General features: G+C 51.9%; 17 protein-coding genes. 15 read left to right on the plus strand and 2 right to left on the minus strand.

Going from position 1 to position 17,620, the window contains the following annotated elements:
• Positions 1–124 precede the first annotated feature (124 nt).
• From gspS to DES54_RS02465, 14 genes are all read left to right on the plus strand, one after another.
• Entirely contained in the window at positions 125–532 is a 408-nt protein-coding gene (gspS, locus tag DES54_RS02400; RefSeq protein ID WP_113865027.1) for a type II secretion system pilot lipoprotein GspS, read from the plus strand.
• Between the two features lie 596 nt (positions 533–1,128).
• On the plus strand, positions 1,129–3,105 hold the full coding sequence (locus tag DES54_RS02405) for a glycosyl hydrolase family 28 protein (RefSeq protein WP_113865028.1): 1,977 nt from the start codon (positions 1,129–1,131) through the stop codon (positions 3,103–3,105).
• Positions 3,106–3,155: 50 nt separating this feature from the next.
• Entirely contained in the window at positions 3,156–4,019 is an 864-nt protein-coding gene (gene gspC / locus DES54_RS02410; RefSeq protein WP_113865029.1) for a type II secretion system protein GspC, read from the plus strand.
• An 85-nt stretch (positions 4,020–4,104) separates the two neighbouring features.
• Positions 4,105–6,033: a type II secretion system secretin GspD gene (gene gspD, locus DES54_RS02415; RefSeq protein WP_205680165.1), complete on the plus strand. Its 1,929-nt coding sequence runs from the start codon at positions 4,105–4,107 to the stop codon at positions 6,031–6,033.
• On the plus strand, positions 6,030–7,526 hold the full coding sequence (gspE, locus tag DES54_RS02420) for a type II secretion system ATPase GspE (protein ID WP_113865031.1): 1,497 nt from the start codon (positions 6,030–6,032) through the stop codon (positions 7,524–7,526). Before gspD ends, gspE begins: the two co-directional genes overlap by 4 nt.
• 1 nt (position 7,527) lies before the next feature.
• Positions 7,528–8,754 (plus strand): type II secretion system inner membrane protein GspF, encoded by a 1,227-nt coding sequence (gspF, locus tag DES54_RS02425; RefSeq protein WP_113865032.1) that lies wholly within the window; start codon positions 7,528–7,530, stop codon positions 8,752–8,754.
• Between the two features lie 23 nt (positions 8,755–8,777).
• Entirely contained in the window at positions 8,778–9,203 is a 426-nt protein-coding gene (gene gspG / locus DES54_RS02430; protein WP_113865033.1) for a type II secretion system major pseudopilin GspG, read from the plus strand.
• Positions 9,204–9,251: 48 nt separating this feature from the next.
• On the plus strand, positions 9,252–9,824 hold the full coding sequence (gene gspH / locus DES54_RS02435) for a type II secretion system minor pseudopilin GspH (RefSeq protein ID WP_113865034.1): 573 nt from the start codon (positions 9,252–9,254) through the stop codon (positions 9,822–9,824).
• On the plus strand, positions 9,821–10,186 hold the full coding sequence (gene gspI, locus DES54_RS02440) for a type II secretion system minor pseudopilin GspI (protein WP_113865035.1): 366 nt from the start codon (positions 9,821–9,823) through the stop codon (positions 10,184–10,186). The genes gspH and gspI overlap by 4 nt, the downstream gene beginning before the upstream one ends.
• On the plus strand, positions 10,183–10,815 hold the full coding sequence (gspJ, locus tag DES54_RS02445) for a type II secretion system minor pseudopilin GspJ (RefSeq protein WP_113865036.1): 633 nt from the start codon (positions 10,183–10,185) through the stop codon (positions 10,813–10,815). The genes gspI and gspJ overlap by 4 nt, the downstream gene beginning before the upstream one ends.
• Complete coding sequence (gspK, locus tag DES54_RS02450; RefSeq protein ID WP_113865037.1) at positions 10,815–11,801, plus strand: type II secretion system minor pseudopilin GspK; 987 nt, start codon at positions 10,815–10,817, stop codon at positions 11,799–11,801. Before gspJ ends, gspK begins: the two co-directional genes overlap by 1 nt.
• On the plus strand, positions 11,798–13,015 hold the full coding sequence (gene gspL, locus DES54_RS02455; protein ID WP_113865038.1) for a type II secretion system protein GspL: 1,218 nt from the start codon (positions 11,798–11,800) through the stop codon (positions 13,013–13,015). The genes gspK and gspL overlap by 4 nt, the downstream gene beginning before the upstream one ends.
• Entirely contained in the window at positions 13,012–13,506 is a 495-nt protein-coding gene (locus DES54_RS02460) for a type II secretion system protein M (protein WP_113865039.1), read from the plus strand. Before gspL ends, DES54_RS02460 begins: the two co-directional genes overlap by 4 nt.
• A 186-nt stretch (positions 13,507–13,692) precedes the next feature.
• On the plus strand, positions 13,693–14,538 hold the full coding sequence (locus DES54_RS02465; protein WP_113865040.1) for a prepilin peptidase: 846 nt from the start codon (positions 13,693–13,695) through the stop codon (positions 14,536–14,538).
• Positions 14,539–14,649: 111 nt separating this feature from the next.
• Here the strand turns inward: DES54_RS02465 and ypdK are convergent, their stop codons facing one another.
• Positions 14,650–14,709, minus strand: a complete 60-nt coding sequence (gene ypdK, locus DES54_RS19220; protein ID WP_199377238.1) for a membrane protein YpdK — start codon at positions 14,707–14,709, stop codon at positions 14,650–14,652.
• Between the two features lie 466 nt (positions 14,710–15,175).
• Between ypdK and dbpA the strand changes: the two genes are divergently transcribed.
• A complete protein-coding gene (dbpA, locus tag DES54_RS02475) occupies positions 15,176–16,558 on the plus strand; it encodes an ATP-dependent RNA helicase DbpA (RefSeq protein ID WP_113865041.1) in 1,383 nt (460 codons plus the stop codon).
• Between the two features lie 284 nt (positions 16,559–16,842).
• Here the strand turns inward: dbpA and DES54_RS02480 are convergent, their stop codons facing one another.
• The gene (locus DES54_RS02480; RefSeq protein WP_113865042.1) at positions 16,843–17,394 is read right to left on the minus strand and encodes a hypothetical protein; all 552 of its coding nucleotides are present in this window, start codon (positions 17,392–17,394) and stop codon (positions 16,843–16,845) included.
• Between the last annotated feature and the right edge of the window lie 226 nt (positions 17,395–17,620).

A 17,620-nucleotide genomic window follows, 5' to 3' on the forward strand; every position in this document is an offset into this window, starting at 1 on the left:
CGGCCAGTGGCCGGGAACGTATTCTGCTTGCGATAGCTTCTCTATTCCCGCGATCGATAAAGTGACAGCCGCCGAATATTTGTTAGAATGCCTGTCGTTAATCTCAATCAGGATGAGGCGTGTCATGTCATTATCACTTATCAAATTTTCTGTTTTCACCCTATTTTGTATCGGTCTGGCTGGTTGCCAGCAGACTGGGATGTCCGCCAATAAAGGAAATGGTGCCGATAAAGCTGGGGCGGTATCTGTTAATGATCAGATTAATCAACTGTCGTCCCTGGTGGCGGCGACTCGATATCTGAAATCGCAATGCAACCGCAGCGATCTTCCCGATGAGTCGACGATCAATAATGTCGCGTTGGACGTGGCGAAGCAGCGCGGATGGGATATTTCAAACTATCAGGCTCTACCTCAACGCAGTGAAAGCCTGTATCAGGGATTGTTAAAGGACAGCACCTCGCAGGAAGCTCAGTGCTCCGAGTTTAACCGAACACTGGCGCCTTTCATTGATGCGTTACGCCGTCAGCGTTGAGCATCAGCACATCATCCGGCGGAATCGGCGTTGTCATTAAATTTTCCGTCGGGCCAGCTTTGTAAGGTATCCACAACGAATACTTCACTCTTTGCACTGAACATTACAGCGGATATGTGACCGAAACTTCATTTTGATGAAAACTCATAATAATTACAAATGAAATTTTGACGCAGATCGCAAAAAAAGAACAGAGTTATGATTTAATGAAATAATATTTTATTATTAATGGATTTTTGTTTCCTTTTTTTTGTTTACTTAAATAAACAGATTGATGTGAGAGGTTTTTTTGTTATCAGTCTAAAAGTAATATTGGTAATTATATCATGTGATATTTATATTTTGTCCCTCTTTAAATATTTTTATTAAATTGGTTTTATTTTTTTAACTAGCAGTTCTTTCCAAAAAGAAGGTATAAAAACATACGATTGACTGTCAGGATTTTTAATTTTATTGCTAATAATAAAATATTTATGCAGTGCTTGGTGAAATATAATTTGAGTAAAAATAGATCCTGTTATTGGAACGGAGATTCAACGGCAGGGGATAAATCATTTTTAACCGTTACGTGCAAAAACAACATAGGAAATGATGATATGGTTTATTTTTTACCCCGCGCCGGAATAACTCTGAGCGCCGTTCTGGTATTAAGTGGTTTATTGGCAGGCAGTGGAGAGGTTTATGCCGCCAGTGACGTCACGACAGGCTTGGCGCCCACGCCGCGGAATGTGAAAGTTCCCGCTCTTGCCTATGATGATTCAAGCGTTGTCCTGGTCTGGGAAGAGCCCGTCCAGGCACCTTCCGCCATTAAGGATTATCATGTCTATATGAATGGAAAACTGTTGGGAGGAACTCTTGATAACCAGAATATCCATTCACCGACCAAGCCTTATATTGATAATTTTTATCGTGTTATCGATACAGCGGGTTGGCATACCCGTATCGGTTTCTATAACTTCAAAGTGACGGACCTGTCGCCGGATACGGAATACCGGTTCACCGTACGCGCGGTTTATGCCGACGGTAGCGAATCGGCGGACAGTGTAACAATCGTCCAGAAAACCACGCCGGTGCCGCAGACGCTGAACGTGACCAATTACGGCGCCAAAGGCGACGGCGTCACCAACGATACGCAGGCGATTCAGAAAGCAATTGATGACTGCACGATAGCGACTTATCCGCAAGGGTGTAAGGTGGTGGTCTCGGGCGGCGAGTTTAAGACCGGCGCGCTGTTCCTGCACAGCGATATGACGTTTGAAGTAGCTGAAGGCGCGATACTGCGCGGTTCGCAAAGCGGTGATGATTATCCGCTGGCGCGTGGTTATTACCTCTATCCTTACAGTAATCCACCGTTGCCGAAACGTCCGCCATCACTGATTAATGTTTTAGAAAGCAATGATAAAGGCAGTACCCACGCCGGCACGTTTAAAAATATCCGTATCGTGGGTAAAGGCACTATTGATGGTAATGGCTGGAAGCGCGGCGTCAAGGCGGACGGCGCGGCGACCATGACGGATGAATTGGGGCAAACGCTGCCGCAATACCGGGCAAGTAAAGCCGGCAAGGTGTCCGACGATGGGATTCTGGCGAAAGATCAAACTGAAAAAGCGGTGGCGCAAGGGATGTCGCGTAATGAGGCTTACAAGAATCGTCGTTCCAGTCTGATGACGCTGCGTGGTGTCCGCAATCTGTATCTGGAAGGGCTGACCATCCTCAATCCGGCTTATCATGGCGTGATGGTGTTGGAATCCGAGAATGTGGCGATGAATGCGTTGGTGCATACCACTTATGATGCGAATAACGCGGACGGTATCGAGTTCGGCAACAGTCAGAATGCGATGGTATTCAATAACTTTTTTGATACCGGCGACGACAGTATCAATTTTGCCGCGGGTTATGGCGCGGAGGTGGCGGCAAAACAGCAGAAAACGCAAAGCGGCGCGTGGATTTTCAATAACTACTTCCGTAAAGGTCATGGCGCTGTCGTTACCGGGAGTCATACCGGGGCCTGGATTGAGAAAATCGTTGCCGAAAATAATGTCATGAATTTGACGGATGTCGGGTTGCGTATGAAAAGTCGCCCGTATTATGGCGGAGGCGCGCGTGACGTGGTCTTTCGCAACAACGCAATGCGTGGTATTGTCAGACAACCGTTTGTGTTCACCATCAAATATAAAGCGGATGTGAACGATACCCGGCCTGCGGCTGAACCGGCCCAGTTCCGTGATGTGACAGTTTCTGACGTCACGGTTGATGGCGCAGCGAATGAAAACAGCATTCTGGTTGATGGAATGACGGTAGCTGAAATGGCGGCGGCGTATGGGTTTTCTTTCAGCCGTGATGCCTATCACCAAGGCTTGCATTTTGAAAGAGTAAAGTTCAAAAACACCCAAGCCACCGACATCACTTTCCTGAAAGACAGCGTGTTCAAAGATGTGATTTTTGAAAATGTCGCAGCGGCCTGGAAGTTTGGTTATAGCGAAAATATCAAACTGGAAGATCGGGTTAATCGAGATGCTTCCCTGACGACGACGGGGGATGAGGTTATCATCCGCGAAGCCGCGACGGAATAAGGATTGACGCCCAAGCGAAAGGCGTGGGCTATAATTATGGACGATATATAATGCCTCAATCTCAATCATGGACCCTTAAAGCGTTTTCATTCAATGCGCTGTTGATAAAACGCCAATCCTTACCATTACCTCTGATTCGCCGTGTTCTTCTTGGGTGCATTTTGCTGCTGATTTGCCAGCAACTGGCGGTCCTCACCTGGCGAGTGCTACAGCCCGAAAATCCTCGTTCTATCAACATCTCCGTCAAACCCGCTCAGGCTAAAGAAAAACCGGTTATATCGGGTGAGTTTACGTTGTTCGGCCGCTCTCCTGACGTCATTACCCCGACGGCGCCAGACGCGCTAAATGGGGATATCCCGCTTTCCACTTTAGACATCAGTCTCACCGGTATTTTGGCGAGTGAAGATGGCGGTCAATCCATTGCCATTATCGCCAAAGATAGTCAGCAATACAGTTGTGGCGAAGGGGACGCCGTGCCGGGTTATGAAGCCAAAATTGTGACTATCTTTGCCGATCGTGTGGTATTGCAATATCAAGGGCGATATGAAGCGCTGCATTTATATCGAAATGATGCCGAAAGCGGTGACACAGGCGCGTTGAGCCAGTCGCAGGCGCAGGAAAAGACACCGCAACAACTGCTAAGCGCGTTGGATTACTTCACCATTTCTCCCGTCATGGAAGAGGAGGCTTTGAAGGGATATCTGCTTAATCCCGGTAAACAGCCGGATTTATTTTATCGTGCGGGCTTACAGGATAACGATCTGGCGGTGGCGTTAAACGGTATCAATTTGCAGGATGTCGAGCAGGCGCAACAAGCGGTAACGCAGTTGCCTGGCATGGATGAAATCAACTTGACTGTGGAGCGCGACGGTCAACAACAGGATATTTATTTGCTACTAGATGGAGACGACTAATTTGTTTAGTAAAGGACAACCATTTTCTAAGAGAAAATGGTTAAGCAGCACACGGCGAAAAGGATTGTGCCTGTTAGGAAGCAGCATGCTTCTGCTGGTTTCTTCACTTGCATGGAGCGCTGAGTTTTCCGCCAGTTTTAAAGGCACGGACATTCAGGAATTCATCAATACCGTTAGTAAAAATCTGAATAAAACCGTGATCATCGATCCTTCCGTCAGAGGCAATATTACCGTGCGCAGTTATGACATGATGAATGAAGAACAGTATTACCAGTTCTTTCTCAGCGTGTTGGATGTGTATGGCTTCACCGTGGTGCCGATGGATAACAATGTATTGAAGGTTATCTCATCAAAAGAGGCGAAATCCACCTCGATGCCGCTGGCCAGCGATGACGAACCCGGCATTGGGGATGAAGTGGTGACGCGTGTGGTGCCGGTCAATAACGTTGCGGCGCGTGATTTAGCGCCGTTGCTGCGCCAGTTGAATGACAATGCCGGCGCCGGGAGCGTGGTGCATTACGAGCCGTCAAACGTGCTGCTGATGACCGGGCGCGCCGCTGTCATCAAACGACTGATGACGATTGTTGAGCGGGTGGATAAAACCGGCGACCGCAATGTCACCACCGTTCCGCTTTCCTACGCTTCCTCGCTGGAAGTGGTGAAGTTGGTGAACGAGTTGAATAAACCCGACGAGAAAACGGCGTTGCCGGGCATGATGACCGCCAATGTCGTCGCCGATGAGCGAACCAACTCCGTGCTGGTTCGCGGCGAGCCGAATTCCCGTCAGCGGGTGATCGATATGATCAAACAACTCGATCGGCAGCAGGCAGTCCAGGGCAACACTAAAGTTATCTATCTTAAATACGCCAAGGCCACCGATTTGGTCGAAGTGCTGACCGGCGTGGGCGACAGCATCAAAACCGAACAACAGAACGCTTTACCGGCGCTACGCAAAGAAATATCCATTAAAGCGCATGAACAGACGAACTCATTGATTGTGAATGCGGCGCCGGATGTGATGCGCGATCTGGAACAGGTGATCGCGCAATTGGATATTCGCCGCCCTCAGGTGCTGGTGGAAGCGGTCATTGCGGAAGTACAGGACGCAGACGGCATGAATCTGGGCATTCAATGGTCCAATAAAAATGCCGGGATGACGCAATTCACCAACACCGGCCTGCCGATTTCCACGATGGTCGCGGGCACGGATCAGTACAAAAGAGACGGCACGCTCACGACCTCCGCTACGAGTGCGCTCAACAGCTTTAACGGTATTGCCGCCGGCTTCTATCAGGGCAACTGGTCGATGCTGCTCACCGCGCTGTCCAGCAACAGCAAGAACGATATTCTGGCGACGCCGAGCATCGTGACGCTGGACAATATGGAGGCCACCTTCAATGTCGGGCAGGAAGTGCCGGTTTTGGCTGGTTCCCAAACGACCTCCGGCGACAATATCTTCAATACGGTGGAACGTAAAACCGTCGGCATCAAGCTGAAGGTGAAGCCGCAGATTAATGAAGGCGATTCCGTATTGCTGGAGATTGAACAGGAAGTCTCCAGCGTGGCCGACTCCGCGTCCAGCAGCAGTTCTGAGCTTGGGGCCACGTTTAACACGCGCACCGTCAATAATGCCGTTCTGGTGAGCAGCGGTGAAACGGTGGTTGTCGGCGGCTTGTTAGATAAAAGTACGCGGGAAAGTATGGATAAAATCCCGGTATTGGGCGACATTCCGCTGTTGGGATACCTGTTTCGCTCCAATAGCCGCCAGGTTTCAAAACGTAATCTGATGTTGTTTATTCGTCCCTCCATTATTCGCGATCGTAATCAGTATCAGAGCGCTTCTGCGGGAAAATACCATTCGTTTAGCGAGGAACAGGAGCGGCAGCGCGATGTCAAGCGCGGCGAAGGCTTATTGAGCAACGATCTCCTGAATCTACCGCCGACGGGTAATGCCTACACGTTCCGTCAGGTGCAATCCTCTATCGTGGCGTTTTATCCCGCGGGGGGGCGATGAGCGATATTTCTCCGCGCATGATTGAATTACGTCCTGTATTGCCTTTTGCCTATGCCAAAGGACAACAGATTCTGTTGTTGCAAGGCGAGGGAGACGGCAATCAACAGGCGATCTGCGCGGCGCGGACGCCAGCCTCCGCGTTGCTGGAAGCGCGCCGCGTGGCGGGTTATCCGCTCAAGATCCAACGTGTGACGGAAGCGGAATTCGAGCGGCAACTGGTGGTCAGCTATCAGCGTGACTCCGAGGAGGCGCGGCGTCTGATGGAAGACATCGGTAATGAAATGGATTTCTATACATTGGCCGAAGAATTGCCGGATAGCGACGATCTGCTGGATACCGACGATGACGCGCCGATTATCCGCTTGATCAATGCCATGCTCACCGAAGCCATTAAAAACAAGGCCTCGGATATTCACATCGAAACCTATGAGCGTTATCTGCAAATTCGTTTCCGCGTGGACGGCGTGCTGCGCGAAATTCTGCGACCACAACGTAAGCTGGCGTCGCTTTTGGTATCGCGTATCAAGGTGATGGCGAAGCTGGATATAGCTGAAAAGCGCATACCGCAAGATGGCCGCATGGCGCTGCGTATCGGCGGTCGGGCGATTGACGTGCGGGTGTCGACGTTGCCTTCCAGTCATGGGGAGCGCGTGGTCTTGCGTTTGCTGGATAAAAACAGTGTTCAGTTGGATCTGGCCGCGCTGGGGATGTCGTCAGCCCATCGTCAGCAACTGGATAAGCTGATCCACCGTCCGCACGGTATTATTCTGGTGACCGGGCCAACCGGATCGGGGAAAAGCACCACCCTCTATGCCGCGCTAAGCCGTTTGAATGCGGCGGAACGCAATATCATGACGGTGGAAGATCCCATCGAATATGAACTGGAGGGGATTGGGCAAACGCAGGTTAACGTCAAAGTGGACATGACCTTTGCCCGTGGCTTGCGGGCGATTTTGCGTCAGGACCCGGATGTCGTGCTGGTGGGAGAGATTCGTGACGGCGAAACCGCGCAGATTGCGGTACAGGCTTCGCTCACCGGCCACCTGGTGCTCTCAACACTGCATACCAACAGTGCTTTGGGGGCGCTGTCACGGTTGCAGGACATGGGAGTGGAGTCTTTTCTGTTGTCGACATCGTTGCTGGGAGTGCTGGCGCAGCGTCTGGTGCGCACGTTGTGCCCTGAGTGCAGCCATCCGCAGCAGGTTGATGCCGTTCATGCGGAACAAATGGGCGTGCCGCCGGACACGATGCTGCGTCATCCCGTCGGCTGTGCGCAATGTAACTTTACCGGCTATCGGGGCCGCATCGGGATTCATGAACTGGTACTGATTGATGATCGGGTACGAACGGCCATTCACCGCTGCGAGGGGGAAATGGCGATCGCGCAAATACTGGGGGCCGAGAGAAAGACGATCCGGCAAGACGGTCTGGAGAAAGTGCTGGCCGGGATCACCACCTGGGAAGAAGTGATCCGCGTGACCAAAGAGGAGTGATATGGCGCAGTACCACTATCAGGCACTGAATGCTCAGGGAAAAAAATGTCGCGGCGCGCAGGAGGCGGATTCAGCCAAACAAGCGCGTCAATTACTGCGTGAGCGCGGTCTGATACCCGTTGCATTGAGCGAAAACCACAGCAGACAGCAAAAATCCGCTTCAGCCAGCTTTTCTCTGCGGCGAAAACACCGTATCAGCGCTTCCGATCTGGCGTTACTCACCCGGCAACTGGCGACGCTGGTGGCGGCCTCCCTGCCGTTGGAGGAAGCGCTGGATGCGGTCGCCAAACAGAGCGAAAAACCGCATTTAAGCCAGTTGATGGCGGCGGTTCGCGGCAAAGTCATGGAAGGCCATTCGCTGGCGGATGCCATGAAATGCTTTCCCGGCAGTTTTGAACGTCTCTATTGCGCGATGGTGGCGGCGGGGGAAACCTCCGGTCATCTCGATGCGGTGCTTAATCGGCTGGCGGACTATACCGAGCAGCGTCAGCAGATGCGCAGCCGGATACAACAGGCCATGATTTACCCCTGCATGTTGACTGTGGTGGCGATCGCGGTTGTCAGCATTCTGCTGTCAGCCGTGGTTCCCAAAGTGGTCGAACAGTTTATCCATATGAAACAGACGCTGCCGCTGTCAACGCGGATGTTGATGGCAATGAGCGATGCGGTGCGCACGGCGGGGCCTTGGGTTGCTCTGGCGTTACTGGCGGGCTTCATCGTGCTGCGTGTGCTGTTGCGCCAAGAAAAACGGCGCATTGTTTTTCACCGGAGATTACTGTTTTTGCCGCTGCTGGGACGTATCGCCAGAGGCTTGAATACCGCGCGTTATGCCCGCACGCTGAGCATTCTGAACGCCAGCGCCGTGCCGTTGTTGCAGGCCATGCGTATCAGCGGCGATGTCATGACCAATGACTACGCCCGTCATCGACTGGCATTAGCGGCGGATGCGGTGCGGGAAGGCGTCAGTTTGCACAAGGCATTAGAGCAGACGGCGCTGTTTCCCCCCATGATGCGCCACATGATCGCCAGCGGCGAACGCAGCGGTGAACTAGACAGTATGCTGGAGCGGGCGGCGGATAATCAGGATCGTGAATTCAACGCGCAGATGACGCTGGCGCTGGGACTGTTTGAACCTTTGCTGGTAGTGAGTATGGCGGCGATTGTGCTGTTTATCGTCCTCGCCATTCTACAGCCGATCCTGCAACTGAATACGTTAATGAGTTCGTAACATTTGAGTGAGGAAAAGTAAGGATGCAACAACGTCAACGTGGTTTTACCCTGTTGGAAATTATGGTGGTTATCGTCATTCTCGGCGTATTGGCGAGTCTGATCGTGCCGAACCTGATGGGGAACAAGGAAAAGGCGGATCGGCAAAAAGCCATTAGCGACATTGTATCGCTGGAAAGCGCGTTGGATATGTACAAACTCGACAACCATCGCTATCCGACAACAGAACAGGGATTGCAAGCTCTGGTGAAAAAACCAACGGTGCAACCGGAACCGCGCAATTACTCTCAGGATGGCTATATCCGACGTCTGCCGCAAGATCCGTGGGGCGCGGAATATCAACTCTTGAACCCCGGCCAGCATAGCAAGCTGGATATTTTCTCATTCGGGCCGGATGGCATGCCGGACACGGAAGATGATATCGGCAACTGGAATCTCAACGGCAAATAAGCAGGTTTTGCGCTCGTCGCATCAACCGGAGCAGGGAAGTCAGGTGTTATGACAACAACACGATCAACGAGACGCTATCAGCGCGGGTTCACCTTGCTGGAAATGATGTTGGTCGTTTTGCTGGCGGGGGTGGCCGCCACCCTGGTGGTAATGGCGTTCCCAGCCGAGCGTCAGAATGACAGCGCCTGGCAGTTGGCTCGTTTCCAGACCCAACTGGCGTTTGCCGCTGATGCCAGTCAAATCAATGAATTGATGTTGGGAGTACGGATATACCCTGACCGTTGGCAGTTCTATCAATTACAGCGGGAAACCTCATCTGAGACGGAGAGCGATGCCAACTGGAAAGGCTATCAATGGCGTCCCTGGCGGCCTTACCGTGTTAATCCTTCTGCCACGATGCCAGATTCATTACGCTTTGAACTGTTGCAAGTAAATGGCAAAAAAGCGCAAAAAAGGCGCGGGAAAGATAACGACGCACCCGACATCCTGATCCTCCCCGGCGGAGAAATCACCCCTTTCAGACTGTTGCTGAAAGCTGAAGACAAATCCCTGTCGAACTGGCTGGAAGTGGATGGCAACGGCATGATGCGAACGTCGTTCAAACAGGCAGAGATCCCATGAGCAGACAGCAAGGCATGACGTTAATGGAAGTGCTGGTGGCGCTAACGGTTTTTGCGCTGGCGGGCGTCGCGGTTTTGCAGACCACGGCAAAGCAGGCGGCAAGCCTGAGCCGGCTGGAAGAGAAGACCTTTGCCGGCTGGATTGCGGAAAACCAACAGGTGCGGCTGCGCCTTGAACAGCAATGGCCGGAAACTCGTTGGATAAAGGGAGAAACGGAGTTCGCCGGTCAACGCTGGTATTGGCGCTGGCAAGGGGTGGAAATGGACGATCCCCAGTTTCGGGCGCTGGATGTTGAAGTACGACGGGATAACGATGCGTTAGCCGCCGACGGCATACTACGCACCTATGTGGTGAAACCGTGATATCGGTGAAAACAGTAGCGGGAAAACCGCAGGATCGCGTGCGTCAACAGGGTTTTACGTTGCTGGAAATGCTGCTGGCGTTGGCTATCTTCGCCGCATTGAGCCTCAGCGCTTTTCAGGTGTTGAATGGCGTCATGCGTAACGATGAAATTTCCCAACGCAAGGCGCAACGGCTGGGTGAACTGCAACGCGCTTTCACGCAGATGGATAACGATTTTTCGCAGATGATTGCTCGTGGTAGTCGCGGCGGTTCGTCTCTGTTTTACGCCGGCAGGGATCAACTGAAAAGCGACGACTGGAGCGTCAGTTTTATGCGTAGCGGCTGGCAGAATCCGTTCGGTTTGTTGCCACGCTCTGAGCTTCAGCCTGTGGCTTACCGGTTGCGTAATAATATACTGGAGCGCCTTACCTATCCCTATCCAGATCCTATCGATGGCGTGGAGCCGGGGGGGACGCAGTTGCTGACGCGGGTTGATGGATTCCGCCTGCGTTTCTTCGCCAATAAAACCTGGCGGGATCGGTGGGAGAACAAGACTCAGCTTCCACAAGGTATCGAAGTGATCCTGACGTTAAAGGACTATGGCGAAATGTCGCGCATCTATTTTATTACCGCCGGGCTGGTTAAATGATGTCGTCTCGTCAGCGTGGTGTCGCGCTACTGGTGGTCTTGCTGATATTGGCACTGATGGTGACGATAGCCACGGTGATTACCGAGCGCAGCGGCAAGGCATTTTTGCGCACGGACAGTCAGCTTGGCCGCCAGCAGGCCAAATGGTATGCCCTGGGTACGGAAGCGCTAGCGGGCAAACTCTTGCAGCGTGATGCCCTAAGCGAGTCTGACAGAACGCATCTGGCGCAAAACTGGGCGCAACCGGGCCGCAAGTTCCCGATTGACGGGGGGGAAGTATCCGTGCAGCTACAGGATGCCGGCACCTGCTTCAATCTCAATGCGATTAATCAGGGCAGTGGTAATGCCGATACGCAGTTAACCATACCTTACCCTGCACAGGTATTTCGTATGCTGTTGCAGCATCTGGGTGAGGAAGCGACGCGAGCGGAGCAGATTGTGGCCGCCGTGCGCGACTGGATTGATAATGATAGTCATCCGCTGACGAATGGCGCCGAGGATGAGGTTTATGCTTCGCTACCGGTGCCTTACCAGGCGGGAAACAGGGCCATGAGCGAGATCAGCGAATTGCGCGCGGTATATGGCATGGACGCTGATCTCTATCAGCGCTTGTTGCCCTATGTCTGTGTATTGCCGGTTGAAACGCTGCTGGTCAATATTAATACGCTGACGGAGGCGCAGGCGCCGCTGCTGGCGGCGCTTTTTCTAAAAGAAATGACGGTGCCGCAAGCTGTGGCGTTGATACAGAAAAGACCGCGTACTGGTTGGGAGAGTTTGTCTGTGCTTCAGCAAACGGGATTATTGCCTGAAAACAGTAAAAATACCGTGCAAAGCATACTGACAGTGAAAAGTGAATGGTTTTTCGCGCAATTGCATGTGCGCGTTGGCGACAGTGACTTTTATCAACGCAGTTTAATTCAACTCAGTGGGCAAAAAGCGTTGGTCGTGCAGCGGCAATATGGAGGATATAGGACGGTGAATCCATGAATCAATCCCAGCACAGCAGAAAAACCTGTCTGATCGTTAGGCTTCCCTCCGCCGATGGGGAAGCCATCGAATGGCAGATGAGAGCAAACAGCGGCGATCAGATTGTGGCGCATGGGGGCGGCCGTGCGGAGCAGGTGCGTGAGTCGTTGGCTGGCTACCCGGCTCCGGCGTTTACCCGCGTGTTGGTGCCAGCCACGGATGTGACTGTGCATACGCTGACGCTCCCTGCTCAGGTCCGGCGTCAGTTGGCGCAAGTTGTGCAGTTTATGCTGGAAGATCAACTGGCTACCGATATTGAAAAACTACACTTTGCTTTACTCGAACGGCAAGGGGAGACCGGCACGGTTGCCGTGGTGGAAAAAAGTCGTATGCGCCATTGGTTATCGCAGTGTGCGGAGTCAGGGATAGCGGCGGATTCGCTGCTGCCAGATGCTCAGGTATTGCCCCGGCATAAAGACGGCTGGAGCGCGCTGAATCACAATGGGACATGGCTGTTTCGACAGGAAAATGGTCATGCCATGGCTGCGGAGTCTTCGTGGTTCGCCGAACTACTGATTGCCTGTGCGCCGTTGCCCGCTATCTACTGTTATAGCGCGGCGCCAGTGATTGGCGAGGGATTCTCGCCGACCGAATGGCAAACTCTGCCTGAAACGGATTTGTTTGCGCTGGCGGCGAAGGCCCGTCTGCCGCCTTCAGCCGATTTGCGGCAGGGCGAGTTTGCATCGGTTAAAGCGTGGCGGCATACCCTGCTTCCCTGGCGGGGTGTCGCTATTGCGCTGTTATGTTACATGCTGCTGGTGATTGGCGAAATGGGATGGACGCATTATCAGCTTTACCGGCAGGCCGCGTACTGGCGTCAGGAGAGCATCCGCGTCTATCGGCAGCTATTCCCGTCAGAAACAGCGGTAATTAATCCCCGACTGCAAATGCAGCAGCGGTTGCAACGCGCGTCCGCGGTAAAGGGGACGCAGGGGTTACTCAGCCAACTCACGGCGTTGCAGCAGATCATCACGCGCAATAGCGATGTACAGATTCAATCCCTGTCTTATGAGGCGTCAGGCTCCGAACTGCGAGTAGCTTTGCAAGCAACGTCGTATCAGGCACTGGAGCAACTCCAACAACAGGCGGCGGCGTACTATCAGGTTCAGGCGGGCGAGATGCGGCAGGAAGAGGGCTATGTTGAAGGACGATTAACATTAAGGAGTCGGCCATGAACGAATTACTACAACGCTGGCGCGCCATGAACCCACGTGAGCGGCAGTTGCTGTTGGTCTGCGCCGGTATGCTATTACTTTGTCTGGGGTATTACGCGATATGGCAGCCCTGGCAGAACCGCGAGCACCAATGGCAACGCATCATTTCCCGCGAACAGCAGACGGTTGAGTGGATACAAAAGCAGGCGGTGAACTTGCCGGGAGATGGGCAGGCGCAGGAAGACGTTCAAGGGCGTGATATCAGCCTGCCCATTCTGGTATCGCAAAGCACCGGGCGTTACGGACTGACGGTGGTGCGACTGCAACCACAAGGCAGCCAGATTATGGTAGCGTTGGAGCGCAGTGATTTCAATACGCTGATCCGTTGGTTGAGCGAGTTGGAACAGAAAAACGGTGTCAGGGTGCTGGCGCTGGATGTCGCCGCCGTGGATCAAAGTCCCGGCAGCGTTGATATCACCAGATTATTACTGGCGAGGCCGGATGAAGAGTAACGCCGTCGGGCCTTTTGCCTGAATTTTCAGGCGATTTTTCAGCAATAATTGCGCAGCGATTCGCAATAACCAAACTCCCCGGCCTGACGCCATTGGCGTATTGCACAGACTATGAAAGTATGCCTGTGGCTTAAGCGGGGATAGCGTTTATTAAACATCATTATCGAGTATCAGGATGGGATTGGCATGGAAGGGATATTGGCATTTGCCGAAAGATTTCCCGCAGGGTGGCTGGCTGCATTAGCATTGGCTGGCCTGATGGTGGGCAGTTTTCTGAATGTGGTGATTTACCGGTTGCCAATCATGCTGGAGCGGCGCTGGCACTGGGATGCCTGTGCCCAACTCGGTTTGCCGCTGCCTGTTGATGAACCGCACTATAATCTCTGGTGGCCGCCATCTGGTTGTCCGCACTGCCAACATGCCATCGCGATAAAAGACAATATTCCGATAGTTAGCTGGTTATGGTTGCGTGGTCGCTCGCGATGCTGCCAGCGACCGATATCCACGCAATATCCACTGATTGAAGTGCTGACCATGCTGTTCTTCATGTCCGCCGGGTTGCTGTGGCCACCCGGTATGGCGCTATGGGGCGCGTTGATCCTACTATCGTTCCTGTTGGTATTGACGGTTATTGACATGAAAACATGGCTGCTGCCAGATGCGCTGACGCTGCCTTTACTCTGGCTGGGCCTGATGTTTAACCTGTCGGGTACGTTTGTTTCCCTGGATGATGCGGTGATTGGGGCGATAGCCGGTTACCTGTCTCTCTGGTTGCTGTACTGGGGATTTATATTACTTACAGGCAAAGACGCGCTGGGATATGGCGATTTTAAACTACTGGCGGCGCTGGGCGGGTGGCTGGGCTGGCGTGCATTACCCAATCTGATGCTTATCGCCGCCTTGAGCGGGTTGATCGCTACGTTAGCGTGGCGTTGGGTACGGCGGAAAAAGACAGATCAACCGTTGGCATTCGGTCCCTGGCTGGCTGTCGGCGGCGGCATTAGCATCCTGATTAACGGGATAGGCGTATAGCAAATGTATCGCATAAAAACAGGCTGAGGGTATTTACACCATCAGCCTGCGTTTTGTTCATCTCTGTTCTGCGCCTTTCAGGAAATCTGTTCCGTCAGGCAAAATGACTGGTTATTCCACCATCAGTATAAAAGTACTCACCCAAACAACCAGACAGAATGAGATACCCATAAAAAAATACTTCACCGATATATTCTCCAGCAGAAACCACGCCAGCAACGATCCCGATTGTGCGTTTTATTATGGAAGGGAAATGCGTGCCGTTTGCTATTGCGCAGCGGGAAAACAATTCCCCGTTGTCATCACCAGAGGTCACACTAGTTATGACGGGATCGGCGCTCAATCTACGCCGAGTGAGGGGCATAATTCAAGAGGGCGGAGACACTAAATTTATCGAAATAGCATTAAAAAGCGTTCAGTGCCGATAGCCGCTAAAGGGTGAAACCGCGCAACCTCGGATCCTGCTTTATTCGTCAGCCTGATTAATCTTAATATCAGGCTGGATCTGTCGCCGGCAATATTATCAGGTAAATCGGGCAACCGAGGCCATCTCTGTTATTATTGCCACTCATCATGCGCCGTCAGTGGACTGGCGTAGGTTCTCGTCGTGTCACTGTTGGTAATAAGAGTAATTATTGTGAGTACAACCGCATTTTCTTCCCTTGCTCTGCCTGCCGAGCAGTTATCTAATCTTAATGAACTGGGCTATGCCGCAATGACCCCTGTTCAGGCTGCCGCGTTACCGGCCATCCTGCATGGCGCCGATGTGCGCGCCAGGGCGAAAACCGGCAGCGGTAAAACGGCGGCTTTCGGTATTGGCCTGCTCAATCGGATTGTTGTCGAGGCGTTTGTGACTCAGGCACTAGTGCTATGTCCAACGCGTGAACTGGCGGATCAGGTGAGTAAGGAACTGCGTCGTTTGGCGCGTTTTGCGCAGAATATCAAAATTCTGACGCTGTGCGGCGGCCAGCCTATCGGTCATCAGTTGGATTCGTTGGTTCATGCGCCGCATATTGTGGTCGGTACGCCGGGGCGCATTCAGGATCACCTGCGTAAGCAATCTCTGTTGCTTGATGCATTGAAAGTGCTGGTGCTGGATGAAGCGGATCGCATGCTGGATATGGGGTTTACGGACGCAATTGATGATGTGATCAGTTATACGCCTTCAACTCGTCAGACATTGCTATTTTCAGCCACCTATCCGAATGAAATCGAACAGATTAGCGCCCGCGTTCAGCGTCAGCCATTGAGCGTCGATGTGGTTGATGAAAACGCTGAACCGGCCATCGAACAACGTTTTTATGAAACTACCAGAGAGCAGCGTTTACCGCTGTTGATCGCTATTCTGAACCATTATCAGCCTGCATCCTGCGTGGTGTTCTGTAACACAAAGCGTGATTGTCAGGGCGTATTTGACGCGTTGGATTCTCGTGGTATCAGTGTTTCGGCGCTACATGGCGATCTGGAGCAGCGCGATCGCGATCAAGTATTGGTACGCTTTTCCAATCGCAGTTGCCGTGTGTTGGTGGCGACCGATGTGGCTGCTCGCGGGCTGGACATAAAAGAACTGGAACTGGTCGTGAATTTCGAACTGGCTTTCGATCCAGAAGTGCATGTTCACCGTATTGGCCGAACCGGACGGGCGGGAATGCAAGGGCTGGCCGTCAGTTTATGTGTACCGCAGGAGATGAACCGCGCTCATTTGCTCGAAGATTATCAAGGTATACCAATCAATTGGGCATCGACCGCTGAAATCAGTCGTAGTGGCGTCGCTGAATTGGCACCGGAAATGATGACGCTATGCATTGATGGCGGTCGTAAAGCCAAAATTCGTCCGGGTGATATTCTCGGCGCATTGACCGGTGAAGCGGGGTTGACCGCAGCGGACGTCGGCAAAATCGATATGTTCCCCATGCATGCTTACGTGGCTATCCGCAAAGCCAGTGCGAAGCGAGCGCTGCAACAACTTCAACAAGGCAAGATAAAAGGGAAAAGCTGCAAAGTCAGGTTGTTGAAATAATGCAGAGATAGGTTGGGTCAGGGGGAATACGTTCCTAATCGATCGGGCCTGTCATTAGTAAAACGCTTTTCCTGCAATGCTGGCCTTGTGTAATGGTAGTGGTCACACAAGGCCAACGTTATCAATCAGGTGCGTTTGTCGTGCGGTCTGAGTCTGTTAACCAATAAACGGGAGTGGTCGCGGTTCAACAGCTAAAATAATAAAAATGAAATTCTATTTTTAATTAAAAGATACGGCATAGTAATAACGATAAGAATTAACTTGATAACAGTTTTATATGATCATTATGATGACTCGTTTTCTCCTTCATTATTGTGCAACATTTCCTGAATCTGCTGATAAATCTCGGCGGCGGACATATTGTTGTATGACATGGAACTTTCAAAAGTTAATACTTGCTCTTTCCCCGGTTCTTGCAGGAAGCTCAATAAGGCGAGGTCTTCCTGCGTGATTCGTTTTCCGGTAAAAGCATCAAACATTTCGGATTGCCCATTCGGATACTTAACAATAGAAATCAGCTTACCGTCATACAAGGGGATTCCTTGCATGGTGAGCTTGTATTCGGAGGCGGTTTGCTGCTCCTCCTCCTGATCTTCGGCAGATTTTTTTTCTGCATTCTCGTCATCGATCATACGTTTTTTATCGGATGACAACGTGACTCGCGTACTTGTACCATTTTGGGACGTCGTTGAAGGGGATGAATCAGAATTTGTGAATGTGTCGGTTTTATTGTTTGTACCAATGGCAGTAACGGCATCCGCATTGGTTGCAACACCCGCCGCAGGCATATTGGGTTGGATATTTACATTCAGGGGCTGAATATCTGGTATAACCACAATATAACTCCTTCTTATATCTATTTAATACTGACAATTTTCATACCAGTGGAGTACTTCAATGTATTAAGGCCAAATGATTGATATAAGATCATTATTTATGACCGGAGTGATAATTATAACTAATGGTGGAATGTCTCCCTTACGGAAAACACAGCCCCTTCTCCAGTTTAATCACATCAATGACGCGGCCCAGTAAAGATGTAAATAGTGACAAGCGGAGTAA

The sequence above is a fragment of the Brenneria salicis ATCC 15712 = DSM 30166 genome, from assembly GCF_003315515.1.
Taxonomy (GTDB): domain Bacteria; phylum Pseudomonadota; class Gammaproteobacteria; order Enterobacterales; family Enterobacteriaceae; genus Brenneria; species Brenneria salicis.

Bases quoted from the DNA above. Each gene is read 5' to 3' on its own strand.
- gspL (WP_113865038.1), top strand. From the start codon at position 11,798: ATGAATCAATCCCAGCACAGCAGAAAAACCTGTCTGATCGTTAGGCTT.
- gspH (WP_113865034.1), top strand. From the start codon at position 9,252: ATGACAACAACACGATCAACGAGACGCTATCAGCGCGGGTTCACCTTG.
- DES54_RS02460 (WP_113865039.1), top strand. From the start codon at position 13,012: ATGAACGAATTACTACAACGCTGGCGCGCCATGAACCCACGTGAGCGG.
- gspF (WP_113865032.1), top strand. From the start codon at position 7,528: ATGGCGCAGTACCACTATCAGGCACTGAATGCTCAGGGAAAAAAATGT.
- gspK (WP_113865037.1), top strand. From the start codon at position 10,815: ATGTCGTCTCGTCAGCGTGGTGTCGCGCTACTGGTGGTCTTGCTGATA.
- DES54_RS02465 (WP_113865040.1), top strand. From the start codon at position 13,693: ATGGAAGGGATATTGGCATTTGCCGAAAGATTTCCCGCAGGGTGGCTG.
- gspI (WP_113865035.1), top strand. From the start codon at position 9,821: ATGAGCAGACAGCAAGGCATGACGTTAATGGAAGTGCTGGTGGCGCTA.
- gspE (WP_113865031.1), top strand. From the start codon at position 6,030: ATGAGCGATATTTCTCCGCGCATGATTGAATTACGTCCTGTATTGCCT.
- gspC (WP_113865029.1), top strand. From the start codon at position 3,156: ATGCCTCAATCTCAATCATGGACCCTTAAAGCGTTTTCATTCAATGCG.
- gspS (WP_113865027.1), top strand. From the start codon at position 125: ATGTCATTATCACTTATCAAATTTTCTGTTTTCACCCTATTTTGTATC.
- DES54_RS02405 (WP_113865028.1), top strand. From the start codon at position 1,129: ATGGTTTATTTTTTACCCCGCGCCGGAATAACTCTGAGCGCCGTTCTG.
- gspG (WP_113865033.1), top strand. From the start codon at position 8,778: ATGCAACAACGTCAACGTGGTTTTACCCTGTTGGAAATTATGGTGGTT.
- gspD (WP_205680165.1), top strand. From the start codon at position 4,105: ATGCTTCTGCTGGTTTCTTCACTTGCATGGAGCGCTGAGTTTTCCGCC.